The following is a 19,152-nucleotide window of genomic DNA, read 5'->3' on the forward strand; positions in this document are numbered from 1 at the left end:
ATCGGACGCAGGGAAGGGCAGGCAGGCACCGTGTTCGTCGCCTGGAGGGATCTCAGGTTCGCCAAGGGGCGCTTCGCGCTCATGGGCGTCGTCATCGTCCTCATCACACTGCTGGTGGGACTGCTGTCCGGACTGACGGCGGGGCTGGGACGGCAGAACGTCTCCGCCGTGACCGGGCTGCCGGCCGACCGGATCGCGTTCGGCACTCCTGCCGGGGCGGACCTGTCGTGGACGGACTCCACCGTCTCCGAGGAGCAGTGGCGGCGCTGGGCGGACACGCCCGGGGTGACGGCCGCCGAACCGCTCGGCGTCACGCTCACGAGGGCGACGGCGGGCGGCCGCAGCGCGGGGGTCTCCGCCTTCGGCGTGCGGCCCGGCTCGCCGCTCGCCCCGGACGCCGGCCGGATCGGCGACGGCGACGTGGTGATGTCGGCCGCGGCGGCCCGGGAACTCGGCGTCGCCGGGGGAGACCGCATCTCTCTCGCCGGGCGGGCCCTGACCGTGGTGGCGGTGAGCGGCGACGCGTTCTTCAGCCACACCCCGGTCGTCTGGACCAGCCTGGCCTCGTGGCGGCACACCGCTCCCCCCGGTTCGGGGCCGGGCGCCCCGTTCGCCGGCGTCGTCGCCCTCGCCACCGCGCCGGGGACGCCGGTCGGGACGGTGGACCGGGCGGTGGGGACCAGGACGGTGACCACCGGGGACTCGCTGTCCGCGATCGGCTCCTACGCCTCCGAGAACGGCAGCCTGCAACTGATGCGCGGCTTCCTCCTCGTCATCTCCGCGCTGGTCGTCGGGGCCTTCTTCGCCGTGTGGACGGTCCAGCGCAGCGGTGACATCGCCGTCCTGAAGGCGCTCGGGGCCTCGACGGCGGGCCTGCTGAAGGACGCGCTGGGCCAGGCGGTGGTGCTGCTGACGGGAGGCACCCTCGCCGGTACGGCGCTGGCGGCCGGCGCCGGGGCCCTGCTGGCGGACTCGTCCGTACCGTTCCACCTCTCCCCCGGCACGGTCCTCGTCCCGGCCGCGGTCACCGTCGCGCTGGGCACGCTCGGGGCCGCCCTCTCCGTCCGCCGCATCACCTCCGTCGACCCGCTGACCGCTCTGGGGAGCGCCCGATGAGCCTGCACCTGACCGATGTCACCCTCACCTACCCCGACGCGGGCGCCCGCCTCACCGCGCTCGACCGGGTCGCCCTCGGTGTGCCCGGCGGGACGGTGACCGCGGTCGTCGGGCCGTCCGGCTCCGGCAAGTCGAGCCTCCTGGCGGTCGCCGGCACCCTCGTCACGCCGGACCGCGGCCGCGTCACGGTCGACGGCACCGACGTCACGGACCTGACCCGCGCCGAGCGCGCCGAGCTGCGCCGCCGCTCCGTCGGCATCGTCTTCCAGCAGCCCCATCTGCTGCCCTCGCTGACCGCCGTCGAACAGCTCCAGGTCATGGCCCGGATCGACGGCCGCCCGGCCCGTGCCGTGCGGGACCGGGCGATGGAGGGCCTGGCGGCCGTGGGTATGGCGGGCGAGGCGGGCCGGCGGCCTCACCAGCTCTCGGGGGGCCAGCGCCAGCGCGTCAACATCGCCCGCGCGCTGATGAACGACCCCGCCGTGCTGCTGGTCGACGAGCCCACCAGCGCCCTCGACCGGGAACGGGGTGCGGCCGTGGTCGCCCTGCTGACCCGGCTCACCCGCGAACGGGGCACCGCGACGGTGCTCGTCACCCACGACCGCACCCTGCTCGGCGCGGCCGACCGCGTCGTGGGGATCCACGACGGGCGGCTGCGTCCGGGGGGCGGGCGGGACGGGGCGGCGGGGACCGTCCCGCCCGCCTGAGCAGGGGCGTCGCTCCCCCGCGCGTTCCCGCCGGGGCGCCCGGTCGGGCGGGTCAGGTGCGGCGTGCCGCCCACACCGTGCGTTCGGTGCGCACGCCCACGTCGCCGCGGCCCGGGATGCCGCGCGGGCCGTCGGCGTCGAGCAGCGCGTCGAGGGCGGCCAGGTCGCCGGCCGTGAGGGCGGTCGCGGCGCCGTCGCGCAGGCGGCGCAGCCCCTGGAGCGCGTAACGGACGACCGTCTCGTCACGGCTCGGGCCGATGTCCACGGCGACGGTGCGTTCACCCTCGACCGTGAAGCCCGCGGCCGTCAGCAGGGGCCCCCAGTCGGCGCCGCGGTGGGGAAGCTCCCGGGCGTGGTGGCGGTCGAGTGCCGCGTGGCACCGCTCCTCGAGGCCGGGGGCCTCCGCGGGGGCGTCCGGGGGCAGGAAGCGGGGGAAGCCGGCAAGTTCCACGACGGCGAACAGCCCGCCGGGCGCCAGCAGTTCGCGGACCCGGGCGAGGGTGCGGCCGGGGTCGGCCAGGTGGTGCAGCGAGGCGGAGGCCCAGACCAGTCCGGGCGTGCCGAGTGCGGGCCACTGCGGCGCGTCGAGGTCGGCGTGCACGAGGCGCACCCGCTCGGCCGCACCGATCGCGGCCGCCTTCTCCCGCAGCCGCTCCAGATGGGCGGGCGAGGTGTCGACGGCCGTCACCCGCGCTCCCGGGAAGCGGTCGAGCAGGGCGAGGGTGCCGGCACCCGTGCCGCAGCCGAGGTCGACGATGTGCCGGGGGGCGTCCGTGACGGGCAGCCAGGCGGTGACGGACGCGGTGTGCTCGGCGAGCACCTCGGCGTCCAGGTCGAGGATCTCCGCCTGGTCGTGCGCGTGCGGCTCGTGCGCGTGCGGCTCGTGGGTGTGCGGTTCGTGGGTGTGTGCGGTGTGCGCCGTGTCTCCGTGGGGGCCGGTGGGCTCGTGATCCGTGTGCGCGGAGCGGGGGTGTGCGTGGGTCATGCGCTCACGCTAGGCGGGCGGGTGCCCCGGGCGCGGCGGGTGCGGCGGGATGCGCAAGGCATCGGGCCCGGACGAGGCGTCCGGCGCAAGAAGGTCACGCCAGGCAGGTCACGCCTCGGCGCTCTTCGTCCGGCCGGGCCGGTGCCCGCGGCGTGCGTCCCGGTCGAAGATGCCGAGGATCTCGCAGGGCCCGCCCTCGGCGCCGATCGCGTGCGGCAGCATGGTCGGGAACTCCGCCGCCTGGTGGGTCTCGATCCGCAGCCGGCGGTCGCCGAGCAGCAGGACCGCCGTCCCGGAGAGCACCACCAGCCACTCGCGCCCCGGGTGGGCGCGCATGCGGGACGCGTTGCCCGGGGGCGGTTCGGTCATGCGCTGGCGCACCACGGTCATGCCCGGTTCGGCCTTGATGGGCCAGCGCATCAGCCCGTGGGCCGCGTCGACGGCCGGGCTGGTGACGATGTCGTCGGTGGCGGTCTCGACGAGCTGGTCGAGCGAGGTGTCCAGGGCCCGGGCCAGGGTGACGAGCTGGTCCAGGGCCAGGCGGCGCCGCCCGTTCTCGATGCGGCTGAGCGTGGACTGGCTGATCCGGGCCCGCACGGCCAGCTCCTCCAGCGACCAGCCCTGGGCCACGCGCAGTGCGCGGATCCGTTGGCGTACCAGGGTGTCCAGCTCGTCGCTGCCTTGCGTCATGGGCAACATCATATGCCGTTTCGGGAAGGCGTTCCCCGGTTCCGGTGCCGGACGGGTGCGGCCTCCCCCGGCGCGGCGCCGCCCGGGACCGGTCCGCCGGGCGTCCCCGGCGGACCGTCAGGGAGACGGGGCGGCGGGCGGTGCCGGGGCGTTGCGGGCGACGAAGGTGTGCACGACGCCGGTCTGCCAGCCGGCGACCGGGACCGCGCGCGCGTCGAGGAAGCCCGCTCGGGCCAGGCGGCGGGTGAAGGCGGGGGCGGTGTCGAAGTCGAGGACGCTGCGCCACAGATGGCGGTGGAGCGCCCGGTCGCCGCCGAGGGTGCCCGCGGGGACGATCACCCCGCGGCAGACCGCCGTCCACACGGCCCGGTGGACCGCCGAACCGCTGAGGCTGTACTCGTGGACGGCGAGCCGCCCGCCGGGACGGAGCAGGGCGCGGACCGTCGCGAGGACGCGGTCCGGGTCGCTGACGTTGCGGAACAGGTAGGCGGCGAAGACCGCGTCGAACGGTCCGGCGGTGCCGGGCGTCAGCTCCTCCGCCGGCAGGTGGCGGAAGTCCACGCTCCGGGGCCACGGTTTGCGCAGTGCCTGCCGGAGCATGCCGGCGGAGGCGTCCACGCCCGTGATCCGGGCGCGGGGCGCCGCCCGCAGCAGTGCCGCGGTGGACGCTCCCGTGCCGCACCCCAGGTCCAGGATGTGCAGCCCGGCCCCCTGGTCGGGCAGCCGCAGCCGGCGTGCGGAGCGCAGCAGGTCCGCGCGGTGGCCGGGGTTGAGGGCGGTGAGCCGGTCGTATCCGGGTGCGGCGTGGTCGAAGGCACCGGCCAGCTCACGGTCGTGCAGCAGCGTCATCTGCGTTCTTCTCCGGATCGGTGGGGGCAGTGGGGGCGGTGGCCGCGGGGCGTGCCCGGCGGGGCAGGAACGGGAGTTCGGCGACGGTGCGGAGCATGGGCAGCACGGGTCCGCGCAGGCCGATGCCCCATTCCTCCCGGACCGAGGTGCCGCCGTCGAGGAAGCGCAGGAGGCGTTCGGCGGGCGTGGTGCGGAACAGCCGGGTGAAGTAGGCGGGGCCGTCGATCCGCCCGGTGTCCAGTGCCCGCAGCAGCACGGCGTCCATGGCGAGGGCGCGCCGCCCGTGGGGAGCCGGGACGACCGTGTGTCCGTCGCGCAGGCCGTCGGCGATGGCCCGGGTCTGGCGCCGCACGGCGGCGAAGGTGTAGCCGGTGGACGGCCTGGTGGCCCCGCCGGCGGTGCCGATCCGGAACACGCCGGGCCCGATCCGGCGTGGGAAGCGGGCGTCCGTCATCGGGATGACGCCGTGTTCGGTGGCGTCGACGGTGAAGGCGCCGAGGCCGAGGATCTTGCGGCTGTAGTGGCTCAGGGCCGCCGCGTACGCCGCCGGTGTCAGCGGCGCCCGGGAGAACTCGGTGTACTCGACCAGGGCGCGGTCGGGCGCCAGCGGCAGGACGTATCCGAAGGCGAGTCCGTGGCCGGGCTGCGGGACCCGGAAGTCCATCAGGTCGGCGACGGCGGGGTCGAAGCGCCGGGACGCGGTGCGTACGAACCAGCCGCTGAAGTGCTGGAGCAGGGTGGTGCGGGCCGGGGGCAGCGTCCGCAGGGGGCGCGAGTCGAACACGAGCCGGGCCCGCAGGGTGAGGGTTCCCGTGCCGGGGGCCGAGCAGCGCACCTCGGCCCCGCCGCGGACGGCGTTCACGGTGCCGGCCGTGGCCCGCAGCACGCGTACCCGGGAGGCCGCGAGCCGTGCATGGACCAGCCGCTCGAACGGCTCGGAGCGCACCATGCGGTAGCTGAGAGGGTGCGGGTCGACGGTGGTGGACCCGCCGTCCGGCGCGTGGATCCGCAGCCGCGACCAGGACGCCTCGACGGCCGGTTCGACGTCGTCCGCCTCGGTGTCCCAGAAGCACCAGGTGCGTTCGGGGGGCCTCGACGGGCCGTCCGGGGGTTCGACCACGGTGACGGTGGCGGTGCCGGCGCGTGCCAGCCGGTCGGCGAGGCTGAGTCCCGCGGCGCCCGCGCCGAGGATGACGACGTCGGAGTGGAGGCCGGTGGACCGGTCGGGGAGGCCGCTCACCCGGCCCGCCGTCCGGCGCGTCCGCAGGTGGCGGCGTCGCCGCCGCCCGGTGCCGCCGTCCGGTGCGTGCCGGTCCCGGGGGCCGCCGTCCGGTGCGTGCCGGTCCCGGGGGCCGGGGCGCCGGGGGCCGGGTGGCCCGTGCCGGAGGCCGGCTGTGCACCGGGGTCTGGAACCCCTGTGCCGGGATCTGGAACCTTGGTGCCGGGGTCGTCCACGCCTCGCTCCGGTCGTCCGCTGCCGATGTGCCCTGCCGTCGTGCACCGTTGCTTCGGACCGGGCGCCTTCCTCGGATGCGCGCGGGCACGTCGGAGGGGAGCACGCTGCCGGTCCGCCGCGCACCGGGGGCGCCGGCGGCCCGCCCAGGGTGGCACAGGCGCGTGCGCCGGACGGGCAGCGGCGCGGCCGTGCCCCGGCCGCGCCGCGGATTCGGACGCGACCGGGGGCTACGGGACCGCGGCCGTCGTGTAGGGGCAGAGGACGAGCAGGCAGCTGCGGACGGTCACGTCGTCTACCACGGGGCCGCCGTTGCTCTCCGTGGTGCTCGAGAAGGTGAGGGTCGCGGAGGTGCGGAGCAGCGTGGTGAAGTAGACGGTCCGCTGCTCCCAGCCCATGGCGCGAGGGGTGCGGCCGGTGGTGTCGAAGGTCAGGTCGTCGACGACGGCGCCGTCGACGCGGAGTTCGCCCGTCTTGACGGCGGGCGGGCGGCCCGAGTTGCCGGCCAGCCGGTAGGTGACGACGTAGGTGGTGAGCGGGTGGGTGGGCACGGTCCGGGAGATGCTGCCAGGGCCGTTGCCGCTGAGGTCGACGGACTGGCGGCCCTCGGCCGCGTCCCACAGCCGGTCCGACACGAGGTCGACGCTGCCGGTGCCGACCGTCCAGGCGCCGACGGTTCCCCCGGCGGGATGGCCGGTGAACGGCTGCGGGGCGGGGACGACCGGCTCCTCGAAGCCGTCGGCCCACACCACTCCGGTCGTGAAGGCGCCCGCGCCCGCACCGGGGGCGGGCGCGGGGGCGGCGGAAGCGGTCGCGGGCACAAGTACCGCTGCGGACAGGACGGTTGCACACACGGCGGTGACGGACGTGCGCAGATGACGCATCAGGGCCCTCCGGTCAGGTGTGTCGCCTCACTGCGGGGCCCCGTGCGAGAACCCCCTCGGAGTGTGCGGAAAGGCGCCGGGTCCCGCCAAGGGCATGCCGGTCGGGCCCGGTGGGGGGCCGCGGCCGTGAGGACGGGGCCATGTGGGTGACCGGGAGCGCGGACGGGCCGCATGTGCTCCCCCGCCGGCGTCCGCCCCGGCCTGCGGTGACACCACCGCTCACGGCAGCGGCCCGCGGCGTCCGGCGCGGGGCGCTCGCGCCGGGGCGTGCGGAGCCGGGCCGTGCCTCCACCGCCGGCGCGGAGCACCGCGGAACGTCCTGCCACGGGTACGGGGCCCGTCACCCGTGGCCGGGGCGGGCGTCCGTCACAGGAGGTCGTAGACGTGGTACCCGCGGCCGATGACGACCGGCTCCGCGAAGATCTCCGCATCGGTGCCGGTGCCCGAGTAGCGGAGGAGGACGCCGTCCGGCGTGCGGGCGATCAGGTCCGGTGTGCCGTCCGCGTCGAGGTCACCGACCGACAGGAGCCGGTCGTAGGCGTTCCAGCCGCCGCCGACGCGTGTGCGCGGGGCGAAGGGCTGTGCGCGGTCGCCGGTGCCGCGGTGGAGCCACAGGACGCCGGAGCCGTCCCGGGCGACGACGTCGGGCCGGCCGTCGCCGGTGAGGTCCCCCTGCCCGGCGAGCTGGGTGTACCGGCCCCAGCCGCCGCCGACGCGGTGACGGGCGGTGAGGGTGCCGTCGGGACGGGCGAGGTGGAGCCACAGGACGCCGTCCCCGTCGCGCCCGACGAGGTCCGCCTCGCGTGCGCCGCCGAGGTTCCCCGGAGAGAGGACCTCGGTGTAGGTGTCCCAGCCGGTGCCGACCTGCTTGCTGTGGTAGGCGAGCCGGTCGTCGATCCAGCTGTAGTCGAGGGTCCCGTCCTTGTACAGGTTCCAGGTGCCGTCGCTCCAGCCGTCGCGGTCGTTGTCCACGTCGACGGAGTCGGCGAAGGTGCCGTATCCGACGGCGACGTGGCGGCCGGGTGCGAAGCCGCCGGCCCGGTCCGTGAAGTACAGGTACGGTTCGGCGGTCTGCCGGTGGACGCCCTTCATCGAGAAGCTGGGCGTCCGTGTCTCTCCGGCGGGCGCGGCGCCGCCGGTGGCGGCGGCGTTCTGGGCCGTCAGGGCCAGGGCGAGCGCGGTGGCGGTGGCCACGAGCACGCCCCTGAGCGTGTTCCGGCGCCGGTCGATCATGATGAAGCCCCCCTGCCGTGCCCTCTGCCGGCCGTCGCACGGCCAGGATGATCAGCACCCTCTCACAGGCCGTCCGCGCCACGTAGACCCCGGGCGGTCACGGGTCCGGTCCGCCAGGAGGCGTACCCCTGCGCCACCGCCGGGCGGCGGTGACGGGCGTCAGGCGGCGCTCCAGTGGTGGGCGTGCCCGCCGCGCCACTCCACCCAGCGGGGGTCGTCGAGCACGGTGTCCGGATCGACGATCCCGGCCGCTTCCAGGAAGACGACCAGGTCGTGGTCCGAATAGGCGGTCCCGAGTATCTCGTCGCGCCCCTGGGTGTGGACGGTGACCCGGCGGCCGCCCGTCGCGGAGGGCCTGTGCACGACGACCGGTGCGGTTCTCATGTCTTCCAGGCTGCGACGCCCCTGCTGCGACGGCCACCCCGCCCGCGGGCGGGGTGGCCGTCGCAGCAGGGGGCCGGGTCAGACGGTGAAGGCCTCGACGAGCGTCCAGACGGCGAGGCCGGCCATGCACAGGGCCCCGATGCGCTGCACGGTCTTCAGCGGCACGCGCTGCGCGATGAAGCGGCCGACCAGCAGCGCCAGGGCGGAGACCGACATCAGGGCGAGCGCCGAGCCGATCGCGGTGGGGAGCCAGCCGTTGGTGGCGGCGAGGTTGGCGGTGGTGATCTGGGTGAGGTCGCCCCACTCGCTGATGAACACGGCCGTGAAAGCGGTGGTCCAGACGGGCCAGAAGCCGGTGACGGTCCTGGCGCCACCCTCCTCCTCGTCGTCGTCACCGCCCCTGAGGAGGACGAACGCACCGAAGGCGAACAGGGCCGCCGAGACGAGCTTGACCGCCGTCTCGGGCAGGAGACCGAGCAGACTGCCCGCGCCGACCGCGATGGCGACGTGCACGACGAAGGCGGTGGAGGTGCCGAGCCAGACGTACAGCGGCCGCATCCGGGTGCCCATGGCGAGGGAGGCGAACATGGTCTTGTCGGGGAGCTCCGCGAGGAAGATCAGCCCGAAGGCGGTGAGCATCGCCAGGGGGTCGAAGGTCATTCCCTTGCTTTCTGCTGGGGCCGGGCCGTCGGCTCGTGCGGCACCCAGGGGGCGACGGGAGGAACCACTCGGCCCGGCACGACGGTGCGACCCGCGCACATGCGGGGCCGCGTCATGCCTGGCCGAAGGTCTCGTCCGCCCCCGCTGAGTACGCGGCGGCCCGGTGGCCGGGGGGCCCGGAGGCTCCCAGTGTGTCGACCAGCGGTTCTCGGGACTACTCCCCTTCGCTGCCGCCCAGGGTAACAGGCAGGCGGCCGGCCACTCCCACCGGTTGCGGTCCCCGCGGGTGCGGGGACCATGAAGCGGAGCACTGCGCGGGCAGAAAGGACCACCGTGAACGGGTCTCCTGTCGTCCTGCACAACGCCCGGCTGATCGACGGCACGGGCGCCCCGCCGGTCGTGGACGGCGCGCTCGTCGTCGACGGCCCGCGGATCGGCTGGTGCGGTCCCGCCGAGCACCTGCCGGACGGTCCCGAGCTGCGGGGCGCCGTGCGTGTGGACCTCGGCGGGCGGACGGTGTGCCCGGGGTTCTTCGACGTGCATGTCCACTTCGCGCTGCCCGGTCCGGCCGGCAGTCCGGCGGCGGGCGTGGGCGAACCGGTCAGCTACCGGGTGCTGAAGGTCCTCGACCGGTTGCGCACCACCCTGCACAACGGGGTGACCACCGCACGCGATCTGATGGGCATCGACGCGGGCTTCCGCCGGGCCGTGGCCGAGCGGCGCGTCGAGGGCCCCCGGCTGCTGGTCGCCGTGGCGATGCTCAGCCAGACCGCGGGGCACGCGGACTTCCGCCTGCCCGGCGGCCTCGACGGGCTGGAGGCGGCGGTCGCCCTCCCCGGCAGCCCGGGGAACATCGTCGACACCGTGGACGAGATCCGCGCCCGTGTCCGTGCGCTGGTGGCCGCCGGGGCCGACTGCGTGAAGCTCGCCACCAGCGGTGGTGTCACCTCGCCGCACGACCGGCCGGAGTGGCTCGGTCTGCGCCCGGAGATGGTGCGCGCGGCCGTCGAGGAGGCCGCCGCCTACGGCGGGCTGCCGGTCGCGGTGCACGCGATCGGCGAGGCGGGCATCGCCGCCGCGGTCCGCTCCGGGGTCGCGAGCATCGAGCACGGCTACGCCCTCACCGACGAACTGCGGGCGGAGATGGCCGCGCGCGGCCAGTTCCTCGTCCCCACCCTCCTGGAGACGATGGCGGAACCCGACCCCGCCCGGGTGCCGCCCGCCGTGTACGAGAAGGCGGTCCGCTGGCACCGCACCGCCCAGGAGTCCTTCGCCCGCTCCGTGGACGCCGGGGTGCGGGTGGCACTGGGCACGGACGCGGGGCTGACCGCCCCGCACGGCGCCAACCTGCGGGAGCTCGGCCTGATGGTGCGGTTCGGCGGGCTCACCCCGCTCAAGGCCATCCGTGCCGCGACGGCCGACGCGGCCGAACTCTGCGGCGTCGCGGACACCGTGGGATCGCTCACCGCCGGACGGACGGCAGACCTCGTGGTCTGCGGCACCGACCCCCTCGCCGACATCGACTCCCTCGGTGATCCCCGGACGATCCACGCCGTCGTCAAGGAGGGCCGTGTGGCGATCGACCGCGCGGGCGTGCTCCGGGACGCGGGACTGCCCGGCCTCGTGCCCCAGCGGTAGTCCGCCGTGGTACCGATGCGAACCCAGCGGCGAGGCGGGCGCAGGTGTGGCCCGTCCGCAGGCGGGCGATGGTGAGCGGGGCCTGGCGCCGGCGGTCGGGCGCCGCCACCGGGAGCCGGTCGCGCGGCGGTGGCGCCGCGCCTGCTGCGTGAGGAAGCCGAGCCGGTCGGGCCGGGGTCGTCCTGCACGACTTCCTACCCTTGGGCCATGGCAGATGAGACATGGGAGGCCCTGCGAGGCACTCCGCCCGGCGAGGTGCGCAGACGAGTGGCGGCCGTCAGCGAGACGCTCGGCCCCCGTTTCGTCAGAGAGGTGCGCGGCGCGCGGCGCTACGAGTTCGACCAGGGCATCGGGCAGTGGGCGGTGTGGTATTTCGCCCCGGACCGGCAGGTGCTGCTGCTGACCTACGAGGGGATCGCGGACACCACACCCTCCCCGGACGACTACCCCACGATGGAGATGTTCTACCGGGACGTCCCCGCCGGCCTCGTCGCTCTCGTACGCAACGACGACGAACTGCGCACGACCGTCACGGACGAGGAGAGCGGCGAGACCCTCCACCGGGCCAGCAGCGTGTTCTGGTGCGACGGCAGCACGTGGTGGGTTTCGGAAGGCTTCCTCGACTTCTGCGAGGAGGAGGGCTACGACCCGTTGACGAACTCCTGCTTCCAGGACCCGCTGTTCCCGTACGCCTTCGGGCGGGAGCTGAAGGCCGAGTCGGTTGCCCGCCTGTCGGCCGACGAGGACGACGAGTGGTTCGGCGACGTGGTGGCCGAGGTACGCGAACGACTGCGGCGTCGGTACTGAGAGGTCGTGGAGGGGGCTGGTGGCCCTGGTCACGACGTCCGGGCTCCGGCACAGCTCCCGTGCACCGGGCGAGGGTTGAGTGTGTCGGCTCCGGCGGGTGCCGGCGTCCCGGATGCCGGGCAGGTGTCGCGCCGCTCGCCGTCGGCAAGCAGGTGATCGGTGTCGCCGCGCCGGCGCCCTCGCGGTCGGTGGACCGGGCCCTCGCTGTTGTCCGGGACGCCTGCTGGAATGCCTCCATGACCGTTCATGATGTGGCCCGGCTGCTTCCGGAGGTTCCGGCACTGCGTGCCCTGTGCCGTGCGATGGCGCTGGTGGAGGAGATCCTGCGGCCGGAGCACCCGTACCGCTTGCACCGGCATGACGCGCGGCGCGTGCCCGGACAGGAGGTGGCCCGGATGGACGACGGGAGCGGAGGCGCCTACAGCGTTCTCTTCACCGACGGCGGTGCCTGTATCCGGGGTTTCGACCACCTGTCGCCGATGAGCCCGTTCCTCGGTGACGGAACCGTGTGGCCCGGGGTGGTCGATGCGGTGCCCCGGGCCTTTCGGCCGTTCCTGGATTCGTCTGTGCGGGAGGGGATCCTGCCTGTGACGGCTTGCCTGTGGCGGGAGTCGGACGACGACCGGTGGCAGGTCGGCGATATCGAGTACGACGGCCACGACGACGGGGCCGACCGCCTCTTCCGCCTTCTCGCCGACGGCACTCCCGAGGCGTTCCAGCAATGGCTGGCAAGGTACTACTCGACCGTGGTCGACCTCGGCGCGGTCCGTCACGTCTTCGCCTCCGGACCCCTGACCCACGAGGTCGTCACGGCGCTGAACCCCGGCATCACCCGCGAGCAGTGGGAAGCGGCAGCGGCCGCCACCGGATACCCGGCGCCGCCGGAGGACGGTGGTACCGACGGGGGCGACGCACGGCGGGCAGCGGAAGCACTGGGCATACGGCTGGGCCACGAGTTCCGCGCGGAGACGGACGGCCTCGGCGTCGTGTGGACAGACGGGCCGACCGTGGAGGCAGTACGCCGGGCAGCCGCCGAGGTGCCCGGAGCGGACGATCCCCGCCTCGGTCTCCGTCGCGAACTCTCCGCCTCGGCGGTCGCCCTGGGCGCCGTCCGCATGGCGGTCGACGAGGCACCCGTACCCGGTGGCGGTATCGCTCCGGCCTCCGTCGACGCCTTCTGGCAGCACACCGCCCTCCCCGCGCCCACCACCGAGCGGGAAAGGGACCTCGTCTACGCGGTGATCTACGAAGTCCGTGACGACCGCCGCAACAACACGGCCCGCCACGCGGACATATGCGACCTGGTCGCCTCGGGCCTGGGCCGCCTCGCACGCCGACTCGACCTGTCACCGCTGGAACGGCTGACGGCCCGTTACGCCACCGGGACCGCCCGGCACGCCTGGCACCGCTCCCTCGCTCCGATGCCCCCCGAGGATGCCCTCCTCGCCGTGCACGGGGACCCCTGCGCCAGACCCGAGCACGTGAGAGCAGCCCTCACCGTATTCCCCGTCCCTCCCCCGCAGCTGGCAGCCGCGACAGCCTCCCTCCGTGCCCGCCTGTCCTGACTTCTCCCTCTCCGTTCCTGATCCCTGGGTCACGGGAACCGGTCGGGGGCGGCGGGGCGTCCTCGTCGCCGTCCGCTGTGGGTGCGAACGGGGAGGCCGTCATCACCGCGATCGTTTCCGGGCCGCCCGGCCCCGCCGTGCGCCCCGGCCGCTGGGGCGGGGTCGTCCGGGTGCTGCTGGGCGCCGCGGGGGGTGTCCTGCTGACCGCCGCGTTCATGGCGGTGATGTGGTGGCCCCGCCACGAGGTGGTCCACCGGGCCGAGGCTCCGGCGTCGGTGGAGTACGACGACGGATCGCGCCACTACCTGGGACTGGTGCACGAGCACACGCTGTCCGGACGGCACGGCTACCGGCTGGTGATCGGCAGGGATCCCGGCCTGTCGTACGGGCACTGGGTCGACGTGAGCGCCTTCCAGGCGGTGCGGGGCGTCGACACCACGGAGTGGACGGCCGCGGGGGTGCGCGTCCGGTTCCGGACGGGCCATGAGGTGTTCGTGCCCGCGGAGTACTTCCTGTTCGGACGGTGAACACGCGGGGTGGTCCAGCCGGTTGCGAGAAACCGAATGGCCCGGCGGCAGGCGGCCGGGCGAGACTCGCCGGATGACACTTCACGACGACGAGGTCCCGGTCGACGGCGCGGTGGTGCGCGAACTCCTGCGGGAGCAGCGGCCCGAGTGGGCGGGGCTGCCGCTTGCCCCGGCCGGCGCGGGCACGGAGAACACCATGTACCGGCTGGGCGACGACCTCCTCGTACGGCTGCCCAGGACCGCCGGGGCGGCAGGGTCGCTGGCGAAGGAGCGGCACTGGCTGCCCCGTCTGGCGCCGCTGCTCGGCCGGGCGGTGCCCGAGCCCGTGCACGCGGGGACGCCCGGGCGCGGATATCCGCTGCCGTGGTCGGTGCACCGGTGGATCGACGGTGAGGAGGCGGGCCCCGCGACCGTGGCCGACTGGGCGGGTTTCGGCGCCGATCTCGCCGCCTTCGTCGGGGAGTTGCACGGCATCGGGTTGATGGGCGCCACCCGTGCGGGTGACCTCGACTGGTACCGGGGCGGCGATCTTGGTGCGTGCGCCCCGTGGGTGGCCCGCGACTTCGCGACGTGCCGCGCCGCCGGGGACACCGGGCTCGACCTCGACACCCTGGAAGGGCTGTGGGGCGCCGCGCTGGAGCTGCCCGGTTCCAGGGCGCCGCACGTGTGGCTGCACGGGGATCTGAAGCCGACCAACCTCCTGGTCCGGGAGGGCAGGTTGCACGCCGTCATCGATTTCGGGGCGTTGTCGGTGGGCCTGCCGGACGCCGAGCACTCCACGGTCTGGGACCTGCCGCCGGAGGCCCGGCAGGCGTACCGGGACGCGCTCGGCCTGGACGGCGCCACCTGGGACCGCGCCCGTGCCTGGGCCGTCGCGGTCGGTGTCAGCGGGATCGCGTACTACCGGCACACGTTCCCCGCGTTCGCCGGCGAATGCACCGCCCGGCTGCGGGCGGTTCTCGCGGAGGTCGCCTGAGCCGGGCGCGGGCTGCGGACGTGCCGCGACGGAGAAGGGCGTGCGAGCGGTGCCGGGACGGGGGGTGCGGGGGTCCGGGCGGTGGCGGATCCGGCGCCGGGCGACGGTCCGTCAGGCGGCGGCTCCCGTAGGGTGAACCGGCCACGAGGATGGCGCGGCGCCACCGCGCCCGTTCGACGGAGGGGTCATCGGGCTTCGGGAGCAGGATCGCGTGGAGTCCCCCGCCACCGCGGACTCGGGCGCGCCGGAGCCGGAGCCGGTGGCGCAGGCAAGGGCACGGGCACGGGCACGGGTGGTGGCCGCGGTTGCCGGGCCGGCCCTCGTCGCGTCGGCGCTCGGCCTGTGGGGCGTCACCCGGCAGGGGAGCATGTGGCGGGACGAGTCCGTCACCTACCAGGTCGCCCACCGGAGCCTGCCGGAGATCGTGGCATTGCTGCGGGACGCCGACGCCGTCCACGGGCTCCACTATCTGCTGATGCACGTGCTGTTCGGGGTGTGGGAGGGCGGCCTGCTCACCCTGCGGCTGCCCTCCGTCGCGGCCGTCGCCGTGGCCGCGGGCCTGGTGGCGGCGACCGGTGTACGGCTCACCGGCCGCCCCGCGGTGGGCCTCACCGCCGGGCTGTGGTTCGCGGTGACGCCCGAGGTGCAGATGTACGCCCAGGAGGGCCGGTCCTACGCCCTGGTGTGCGCCCTGGTGGCGCTCGCCACCTGGCAGTTCACCGGGCTGGGGGCGGACGCGACGCCGGGCCGCTGGTCGCGCTACGGGGCCGTCGTGCTGGCGGCCTCGCTGCTCCACGAGTTCGCGGTGCTCGCGCTCCTCGCCCATGGCGCGGCGCTCCTCTCCTCCCCCGCCGCGACCTCCCGCGCCCGCCGGTGCTTCGCCGTCACGGCGGTCGCCGTGGCCGTCGCGCTGGCGCCGCTGGCCGTCGTCAGCGCGGCCCAGTCCGGCCAGGTGTCGTGGATCAGCGGCCCAAGTGCGCGTGAGTGGTGCGAGATCGCGGGCTTCACCGCTCTGGCACTGGTCTGCGGGTGGTTCCTGGTGCGGCGCGGCGGGAGTGCGGCGGCGGTCCGTGTCCCCGCCCTGGCGCTGGCCCTGCTGCCGACGGCGGCGCTGCTGGCCGCCGCGGTGCACGAGCCGGTCTACGTGGACCGCTACGTGCTCTACTCCCACGTCGGTCTCGCCCTGCTCGGCGGTGCGGCGCTGGTGCGGGCCGCCGAGGGCGCCGGGCGGGTGGTGCGCGGCCGGGGCGCCCGGGCAGCGGCGGCGGGGGCCGCTGGCCTGGTGTGCGCGGCGGCCCTGCTGCCGGTCAGTGCGCAGATGAGGACGCCGGACAGCCGCAAGGACGACGTTACGGCGATCGCCGCGGAGGCCGGCAGGCTGTCGGCGGGCGCCGACGCCGTCCTGTTCACCCCGGCGAGGCGGCGCGAGTGGGTGCTGTCGTATCCCGGTTCCCTCGCCTCGGCACGGGACGTCGCCCTGGCGGAGTCCCCCGCCGCTTCGGGCACGCTCCAGGGCGTCGAGGCGGCCCCCGCGGAGATCGGGCGGCGGCTGGCGCGCTCCCGTGTGGTGGTCGTGCTCTCCGACCCCGGAGGGCAGCCGCTGGACACGACGCCGGCGGAGCGGGTCAAACGGCAGGTCCTCGCACGGGACTTCGTCGTGTGCGCCCGCACGGAACTCAAGGGCGGGCGCGTGACGCTCCACGCCCGCACGGTCTGCCCGCCGCCCGTCCGCTGAGCCGTCGGCCGTCCGTCCGACGGCGGCCGCGGCCCCCTGCGGCCCCACGCCGGGGGCCGCCTTCCGACACCCCACCTCCCGGCGCGTCCGCACATCGTTGACACCACCAGCTAATGCCATTAGCTTTTGAGCTAACAGAATTAACCGCAGCGAACGAGCCACGGAGTGGATCATGACCGAGTTCCTGGAGACCGACGGCGGGCGGCTCGCGTACGAGGTGACCGGCGCGGGACCGCTGATCGTGCTCGCCCACGGCATGGGGGACAACAGAGGGGCCTTCCGCGAGCTGGGCGCCCTGCTCGCCGCCGCCGGGTACCGGGTCGCCGCCGTGGACCAGCGCGGGCACGGGGAGTCCGGCACCGGCTGGGCGTCCTACACCCGCACCGACGCGGCGGCCGACCTGCTCGCGGTGATCCGGCACCTCGGCGGCCCGGCCGTCCTCGTGGGCCACTCGTTCGCCGGGGGCGCCGCCACCGTCGCGGCCGCCGAGGAGCCCGCACTGGTGAGCGCCGTCGTCGAGATCAGCCCCTTCACCCGCGCGCAGAAGATCGCGTTCGGCGCACTGCTGTCCGACGCCCGCTACCGCAAGGGCATGTCGCTGCTCCTGGGCACGGGGCTGCTGCGCAGCGTCGGACTGTGGAAGCGCTACCTGGACCACGCCTACCCGGGCGCCAGGCCCGAGGGGTACGCGGCGCACGTCGCCGCCGTGGAGGCCGACCTGCGCAGGCCGGGCCGGATGGCGGTCGTCAGCAGGATGGGCACGTCCGCCCCCACCGACGCGGGCGCCCGGCTGGGCGACATCCGCTGCCCGGCGCTGATCGTCGAGGGCACGCTCGATCCCGACTGGACGGACCCCGCGGCCGAGGGCGAGGGCATCGTGGCGAGCATGCCCGCGGGCCTCGGCAGGTTGGTGATGATCGACGGTACGGGCCACTACCCGCATGTGCAGGCTCCCGCCGAGGTCGCCGACGCCGTGCTCACCTTCCTGAAGGAGACCTCGCATGCCTAGGGCTTCGCTGTCCGCGGACGCGGTGGTCGCGTTCGCCCTGGAGACCGTCGACGAGGCGGGCGCCGCTGCCCTCACGCTCTCGGCGGTGGCGGCCAGGGCCTCTGTCGCCACCCCGTCCCTCTACAAGCACGTGCGCGGTCTCGCCGAACTCCGCGACCTCGTCTCGGCCCGGATCATGGACGACCTGGCGGACGAGGTCGGACAGGCCGTCCTCGGCCGCTCCGGCGAGGAAGCGCTCCGCGCCTTCATGCGGGCCTGGCGGAGCTTCGCCCTCCGCGCCCCGCACCGCTACGCCGCGATGCTCCAGACACCGGAGCCGCGGACGGCCGAGGCCGGGGAGCGACTGCTCGACATCATCCGGGCGGCGCTGCGCGCCTATGGCATGACGGACTCGGCGGCCGTCCACATGGCACGCTGCCTGCGCGCGGCCGTCCACGGGTTCGCCGTCCTGGAGGCCGAGGGCGCGTTCGGGCTCCCGGAGAGCACGGACGACAGCTACGACCTCCTGGTCTCCATGATGGCGGCGGGGGCCGGGGCCCAGCGGGCGACCTCCTGACCCGATCGGCCGCGCAGCCCGCAGGCGCTCACCGCCACCGGGCCGGCTGCTCGGGCCACCGGGCCGGCGATGAATTCCGGTGACGCGGACGGTCACCCCTGACACGGACCCCCGGGAGGCGCCCGGGGTCCCCGCAGCAGGCCGAGGAGAAGACCGTGAACGACGTATGGCCGATGGTGCACACCGAGCGCGCGGCGCTCCTCGCGGACCTGGCACACCTCGACGACGCGCAGTGGGAGCGGTCCTCGCTCTGCAAGGGGTGGACCGTGCACGACGTGGTCGCCCACCTCGTCGACACGGCACGCACCACACGGCTCGGTTTCGTGACGTCGATGGTCCGTGCCCGGTTCGACTTCGACCGTCTCAACGCACAGGGCGTGGCCCGGGAGCGCGGCGATTCGCCCCGCGTCACGCTGGAGCGGCTGCGGCAGGCGGCGTCGCGGACGTCGACTCCCCCGGCGCCCCTCGACAGCCGGCTCGTCGAGGAGGTGGTCCACGGGGAGGACATCCGCCGCCCGCTGGGCCTGACCCGCGCCTACCCGCGGGAAGCGGTGGTGCGAGCGCTCCGTCTCCAGCTGCGCACGCCCGCCTCGTTCGGCGGGGCGAAGGAGCTCACCTCCCGGGTGCGGCTGACCGCGACGGACGCGGACGTCACGGTCGGCGACGGGCCCGAGGTGCGCGGGCCGGCGCTCTCGCTGCTGCTGACCGTCTCCGGACGCCCGGTGGCGCCGGACGAGCTCGACGGGCCCGGTGCCGCCTCGCTCCCGCCCACCGTCTGACCGGCAGGAGGGCGGGGCGGCAGGCGGCCGGACGGTGGGCGGGCGGGGCGGGCGGCTCAGCGGCCGTAGGCCGTCCGGCACAGGCGGGTGACCTGCGAGGAGGTGATCCCCTCCGACTCGGCGCAGAGACGGCGCATCGTGGGGGCGTGCGGGGCGGCGGGGACGGGCCGGGGGACGGCACGCTGGCCGGCGCGAGGCGCCTTCGCCTCGACGGTCCGGGGACCTGGCAGGTGCGGCCGCGGCGGCGCCGGACGCGGTCCCCGCGCGGCCGGCCGGGCATCGGAGCCGCGCGCCCCGGTTCCGGGGGCCGGCACTCCCGCCCCGGCCCCCGCCTCCTCGGGCCCGGTCGCGGCGAGGGCGTCGCGCCCGGCGGACTGCGCCACGGGCAGCGGGTCTGCGGCTGCGCCGGGGGCGGCCGGTCCGGCGGGTGTCGGCGGGGCGGCCTCGCCGGAGGGAACGGGCCGGTCGCGGGCGTCCGTGGGGACGCTGACGCAGCCGGCGGCGGCGAGGGCCAGAGCGAGCAGGGCGGGGGCGGCGAGACGGCGCAGGGGCATGGCGCCACGGTGCCGGACCGGGGCGGCGGCGCGCATGCGGACGCG

The 19,152-nt window shown here is 75.5% G+C and carries 20 protein-coding genes; 11 read left to right on the forward strand and 9 right to left on the reverse strand.

Translation table 11 applies throughout. The annotated features are described in order from the left end of the window. Nucleotides 1–30 precede the first annotated feature (30 nt). Nucleotides 31–1,116: an ABC transporter permease gene (locus IAG43_RS00575; protein ID WP_187738768.1), complete on the forward strand. Its 1,086-nt coding sequence runs from the start codon at nucleotides 31–33 to the stop codon at nucleotides 1,114–1,116. Continuing rightward, nucleotides 1,113–1,823 (forward strand): ABC transporter ATP-binding protein, encoded by a 711-nt coding sequence (locus tag IAG43_RS00580; RefSeq protein WP_187738769.1) that lies wholly within the window; start codon nucleotides 1,113–1,115, stop codon nucleotides 1,821–1,823. The genes IAG43_RS00575 and IAG43_RS00580 overlap by 4 nt, the downstream gene beginning before the upstream one ends. A 52-nt stretch (nucleotides 1,824–1,875) precedes the next feature. Here the strand turns inward: IAG43_RS00580 and IAG43_RS00585 are convergent, their stop codons facing one another. From IAG43_RS00585 to IAG43_RS00620, 8 genes are all read right to left on the reverse strand, one after another. Beyond that, nucleotides 1,876–2,808, reverse strand: a complete 933-nt coding sequence (locus IAG43_RS00585; protein WP_187738770.1) for a class I SAM-dependent methyltransferase — start codon at nucleotides 2,806–2,808, stop codon at nucleotides 1,876–1,878. Nucleotides 2,809–2,916: 108 nt separating this feature from the next. Continuing rightward, entirely contained in the window at nucleotides 2,917–3,507 is a 591-nt protein-coding gene (locus tag IAG43_RS00590) for a helix-turn-helix transcriptional regulator (RefSeq protein WP_187744232.1), read from the reverse strand. 108 nt (nucleotides 3,508–3,615) lie between these two features. Next, nucleotides 3,616–4,347 carry a methyltransferase domain-containing protein gene (locus tag IAG43_RS00595; RefSeq protein WP_187738771.1) on the reverse strand — a complete coding sequence of 244 codons (732 nt, stop codon included), beginning with the start codon at nucleotides 4,345–4,347 and terminating at the stop codon, nucleotides 3,616–3,618. Beyond that, nucleotides 4,325–5,587 carry a lycopene cyclase family protein gene (locus IAG43_RS00600; protein WP_187738772.1) on the reverse strand — a complete coding sequence of 421 codons (1,263 nt, stop codon included), beginning with the start codon at nucleotides 5,585–5,587 and terminating at the stop codon, nucleotides 4,325–4,327. Before IAG43_RS00600 ends, IAG43_RS00595 begins: the two co-directional genes overlap by 23 nt. A 443-nt stretch (nucleotides 5,588–6,030) precedes the next feature. Next, nucleotides 6,031–6,684: a DUF642 domain-containing protein gene (locus IAG43_RS00605; RefSeq protein WP_187738773.1), complete on the reverse strand. Its 654-nt coding sequence runs from the start codon at nucleotides 6,682–6,684 to the stop codon at nucleotides 6,031–6,033. 366 nt (nucleotides 6,685–7,050) lie between these two features. Further along, nucleotides 7,051–7,917, reverse strand: coding sequence for an FG-GAP repeat domain-containing protein (locus IAG43_RS00610; protein WP_187738774.1), 867 nt, complete (start codon nucleotides 7,915–7,917; stop codon nucleotides 7,051–7,053). Between the two features lie 159 nt (nucleotides 7,918–8,076). Next, nucleotides 8,077–8,301 carry a hypothetical protein gene (locus IAG43_RS00615; protein ID WP_187738775.1) on the reverse strand — a complete coding sequence of 75 codons (225 nt, stop codon included), beginning with the start codon at nucleotides 8,299–8,301 and terminating at the stop codon, nucleotides 8,077–8,079. A gap of 78 nt (nucleotides 8,302–8,379) precedes the next feature. Then, complete coding sequence (locus IAG43_RS00620; protein ID WP_187738776.1) at nucleotides 8,380–8,961, reverse strand: TMEM165/GDT1 family protein; 582 nt, start codon at nucleotides 8,959–8,961, stop codon at nucleotides 8,380–8,382. Between the two features lie 333 nt (nucleotides 8,962–9,294). Here IAG43_RS00620 and IAG43_RS00625 point away from each other — a divergent pair, with 333 nt between their 5' ends. From IAG43_RS00625 to IAG43_RS00665, 9 genes are all read left to right on the forward strand, one after another. Continuing rightward, nucleotides 9,295–10,599, forward strand: coding sequence for an amidohydrolase family protein (locus IAG43_RS00625; RefSeq protein ID WP_246574008.1), 1,305 nt, complete (start codon nucleotides 9,295–9,297; stop codon nucleotides 10,597–10,599). 207 nt (nucleotides 10,600–10,806) lie between these two features. Then, nucleotides 10,807–11,406 carry a hypothetical protein gene (locus IAG43_RS00630; protein ID WP_187738778.1) on the forward strand — a complete coding sequence of 200 codons (600 nt, stop codon included), beginning with the start codon at nucleotides 10,807–10,809 and terminating at the stop codon, nucleotides 11,404–11,406. Nucleotides 11,407–11,642: 236 nt separating this feature from the next. Continuing rightward, nucleotides 11,643–12,971, forward strand: a complete 1,329-nt coding sequence (locus IAG43_RS00635) for a hypothetical protein (protein WP_187738779.1) — start codon at nucleotides 11,643–11,645, stop codon at nucleotides 12,969–12,971. A 77-nt stretch (nucleotides 12,972–13,048) separates the two neighbouring features. Further along, nucleotides 13,049–13,498, forward strand: coding sequence for a hypothetical protein (locus tag IAG43_RS00640; protein ID WP_246574009.1), 450 nt, complete (start codon nucleotides 13,049–13,051; stop codon nucleotides 13,496–13,498). A gap of 73 nt (nucleotides 13,499–13,571) precedes the next feature. Continuing rightward, nucleotides 13,572–14,474, forward strand: a complete 903-nt coding sequence (locus IAG43_RS00645; RefSeq protein WP_187738780.1) for an aminoglycoside phosphotransferase family protein — start codon at nucleotides 13,572–13,574, stop codon at nucleotides 14,472–14,474. Between the two features lie 211 nt (nucleotides 14,475–14,685). Next, a complete protein-coding gene (locus tag IAG43_RS00650; protein WP_246574010.1) occupies nucleotides 14,686–16,209 on the forward strand; it encodes a glycosyltransferase family 39 protein in 1,524 nt (507 codons plus the stop codon). 172 nt (nucleotides 16,210–16,381) lie between these two features. Beyond that, nucleotides 16,382–17,218: an alpha/beta fold hydrolase gene (locus tag IAG43_RS00655; protein ID WP_187738781.1), complete on the forward strand. Its 837-nt coding sequence runs from the start codon at nucleotides 16,382–16,384 to the stop codon at nucleotides 17,216–17,218. Further along, on the forward strand, nucleotides 17,211–17,774 hold the full coding sequence (locus IAG43_RS00660) for a TetR/AcrR family transcriptional regulator (RefSeq protein ID WP_187738782.1): 564 nt from the start codon (nucleotides 17,211–17,213) through the stop codon (nucleotides 17,772–17,774). The genes IAG43_RS00655 and IAG43_RS00660 overlap by 8 nt, the downstream gene beginning before the upstream one ends. A 173-nt stretch (nucleotides 17,775–17,947) precedes the next feature. After that, entirely contained in the window at nucleotides 17,948–18,553 is a 606-nt protein-coding gene (locus tag IAG43_RS00665) for a maleylpyruvate isomerase family mycothiol-dependent enzyme (protein ID WP_223006024.1), read from the forward strand. A 56-nt stretch (nucleotides 18,554–18,609) separates the two neighbouring features. On the opposite strand, the gene IAG43_RS00670 is transcribed toward IAG43_RS00665, so the two are convergent. Beyond that, complete coding sequence (locus IAG43_RS00670; RefSeq protein WP_187738784.1) at nucleotides 18,610–19,107, reverse strand: hypothetical protein; 498 nt, start codon at nucleotides 19,105–19,107, stop codon at nucleotides 18,610–18,612. Nucleotides 19,108–19,152: the final 45 nt, after the last annotated feature.

Origin of the sequence: Streptomyces genisteinicus (assembly GCF_014489615.1) — a bacterium.
Classification (GTDB): domain Bacteria; phylum Actinomycetota; class Actinomycetes; order Streptomycetales; family Streptomycetaceae; genus Streptomyces; species Streptomyces genisteinicus.

Coding starts and splice junctions, on each gene's coding strand:
- IAG43_RS00630 (WP_187738778.1), top strand. CDS start 10,807: ATGGCAGATGAGACATGGGAGGCCCTGCGAGGCACTCCGCCCGGCGAG.
- IAG43_RS00635 (WP_187738779.1), top strand. CDS start 11,643: ATGACCGTTCATGATGTGGCCCGGCTGCTTCCGGAGGTTCCGGCACTG.
- IAG43_RS00585 (WP_187738770.1), bottom strand. CDS start 2,808: ATGACCCACGCACACCCCCGCTCCGCGCACACGGATCACGAGCCCACC.
- IAG43_RS00655 (WP_187738781.1), top strand. CDS start 16,382: ATGACCGAGTTCCTGGAGACCGACGGCGGGCGGCTCGCGTACGAGGTG.
- IAG43_RS00580 (WP_187738769.1), top strand. CDS start 1,113: ATGAGCCTGCACCTGACCGATGTCACCCTCACCTACCCCGACGCGGGC.
- IAG43_RS00620 (WP_187738776.1), bottom strand. CDS start 8,961: ATGACCTTCGACCCCCTGGCGATGCTCACCGCCTTCGGGCTGATCTTC.
- IAG43_RS00595 (WP_187738771.1), bottom strand. CDS start 4,347: ATGACGCTGCTGCACGACCGTGAGCTGGCCGGTGCCTTCGACCACGCC.
- IAG43_RS00590 (WP_187744232.1), bottom strand. CDS start 3,507: ATGTTGCCCATGACGCAAGGCAGCGACGAGCTGGACACCCTGGTACGC.
- IAG43_RS00670 (WP_187738784.1), bottom strand. CDS start 19,107: ATGCCCCTGCGCCGTCTCGCCGCCCCCGCCCTGCTCGCTCTGGCCCTC.
- IAG43_RS00605 (WP_187738773.1), bottom strand. CDS start 6,684: ATGCGTCATCTGCGCACGTCCGTCACCGCCGTGTGTGCAACCGTCCTG.
- IAG43_RS00660 (WP_187738782.1), top strand. CDS start 17,211: ATGCCTAGGGCTTCGCTGTCCGCGGACGCGGTGGTCGCGTTCGCCCTG.
- IAG43_RS00645 (WP_187738780.1), top strand. CDS start 13,572: ATGACACTTCACGACGACGAGGTCCCGGTCGACGGCGCGGTGGTGCGC.
- IAG43_RS00665 (WP_223006024.1), top strand. CDS start 17,948: ATGGTGCACACCGAGCGCGCGGCGCTCCTCGCGGACCTGGCACACCTC.
- IAG43_RS00610 (WP_187738774.1), bottom strand. CDS start 7,917: ATGATCGACCGGCGCCGGAACACGCTCAGGGGCGTGCTCGTGGCCACC.
- IAG43_RS00615 (WP_187738775.1), bottom strand. CDS start 8,301: ATGAGAACCGCACCGGTCGTCGTGCACAGGCCCTCCGCGACGGGCGGC.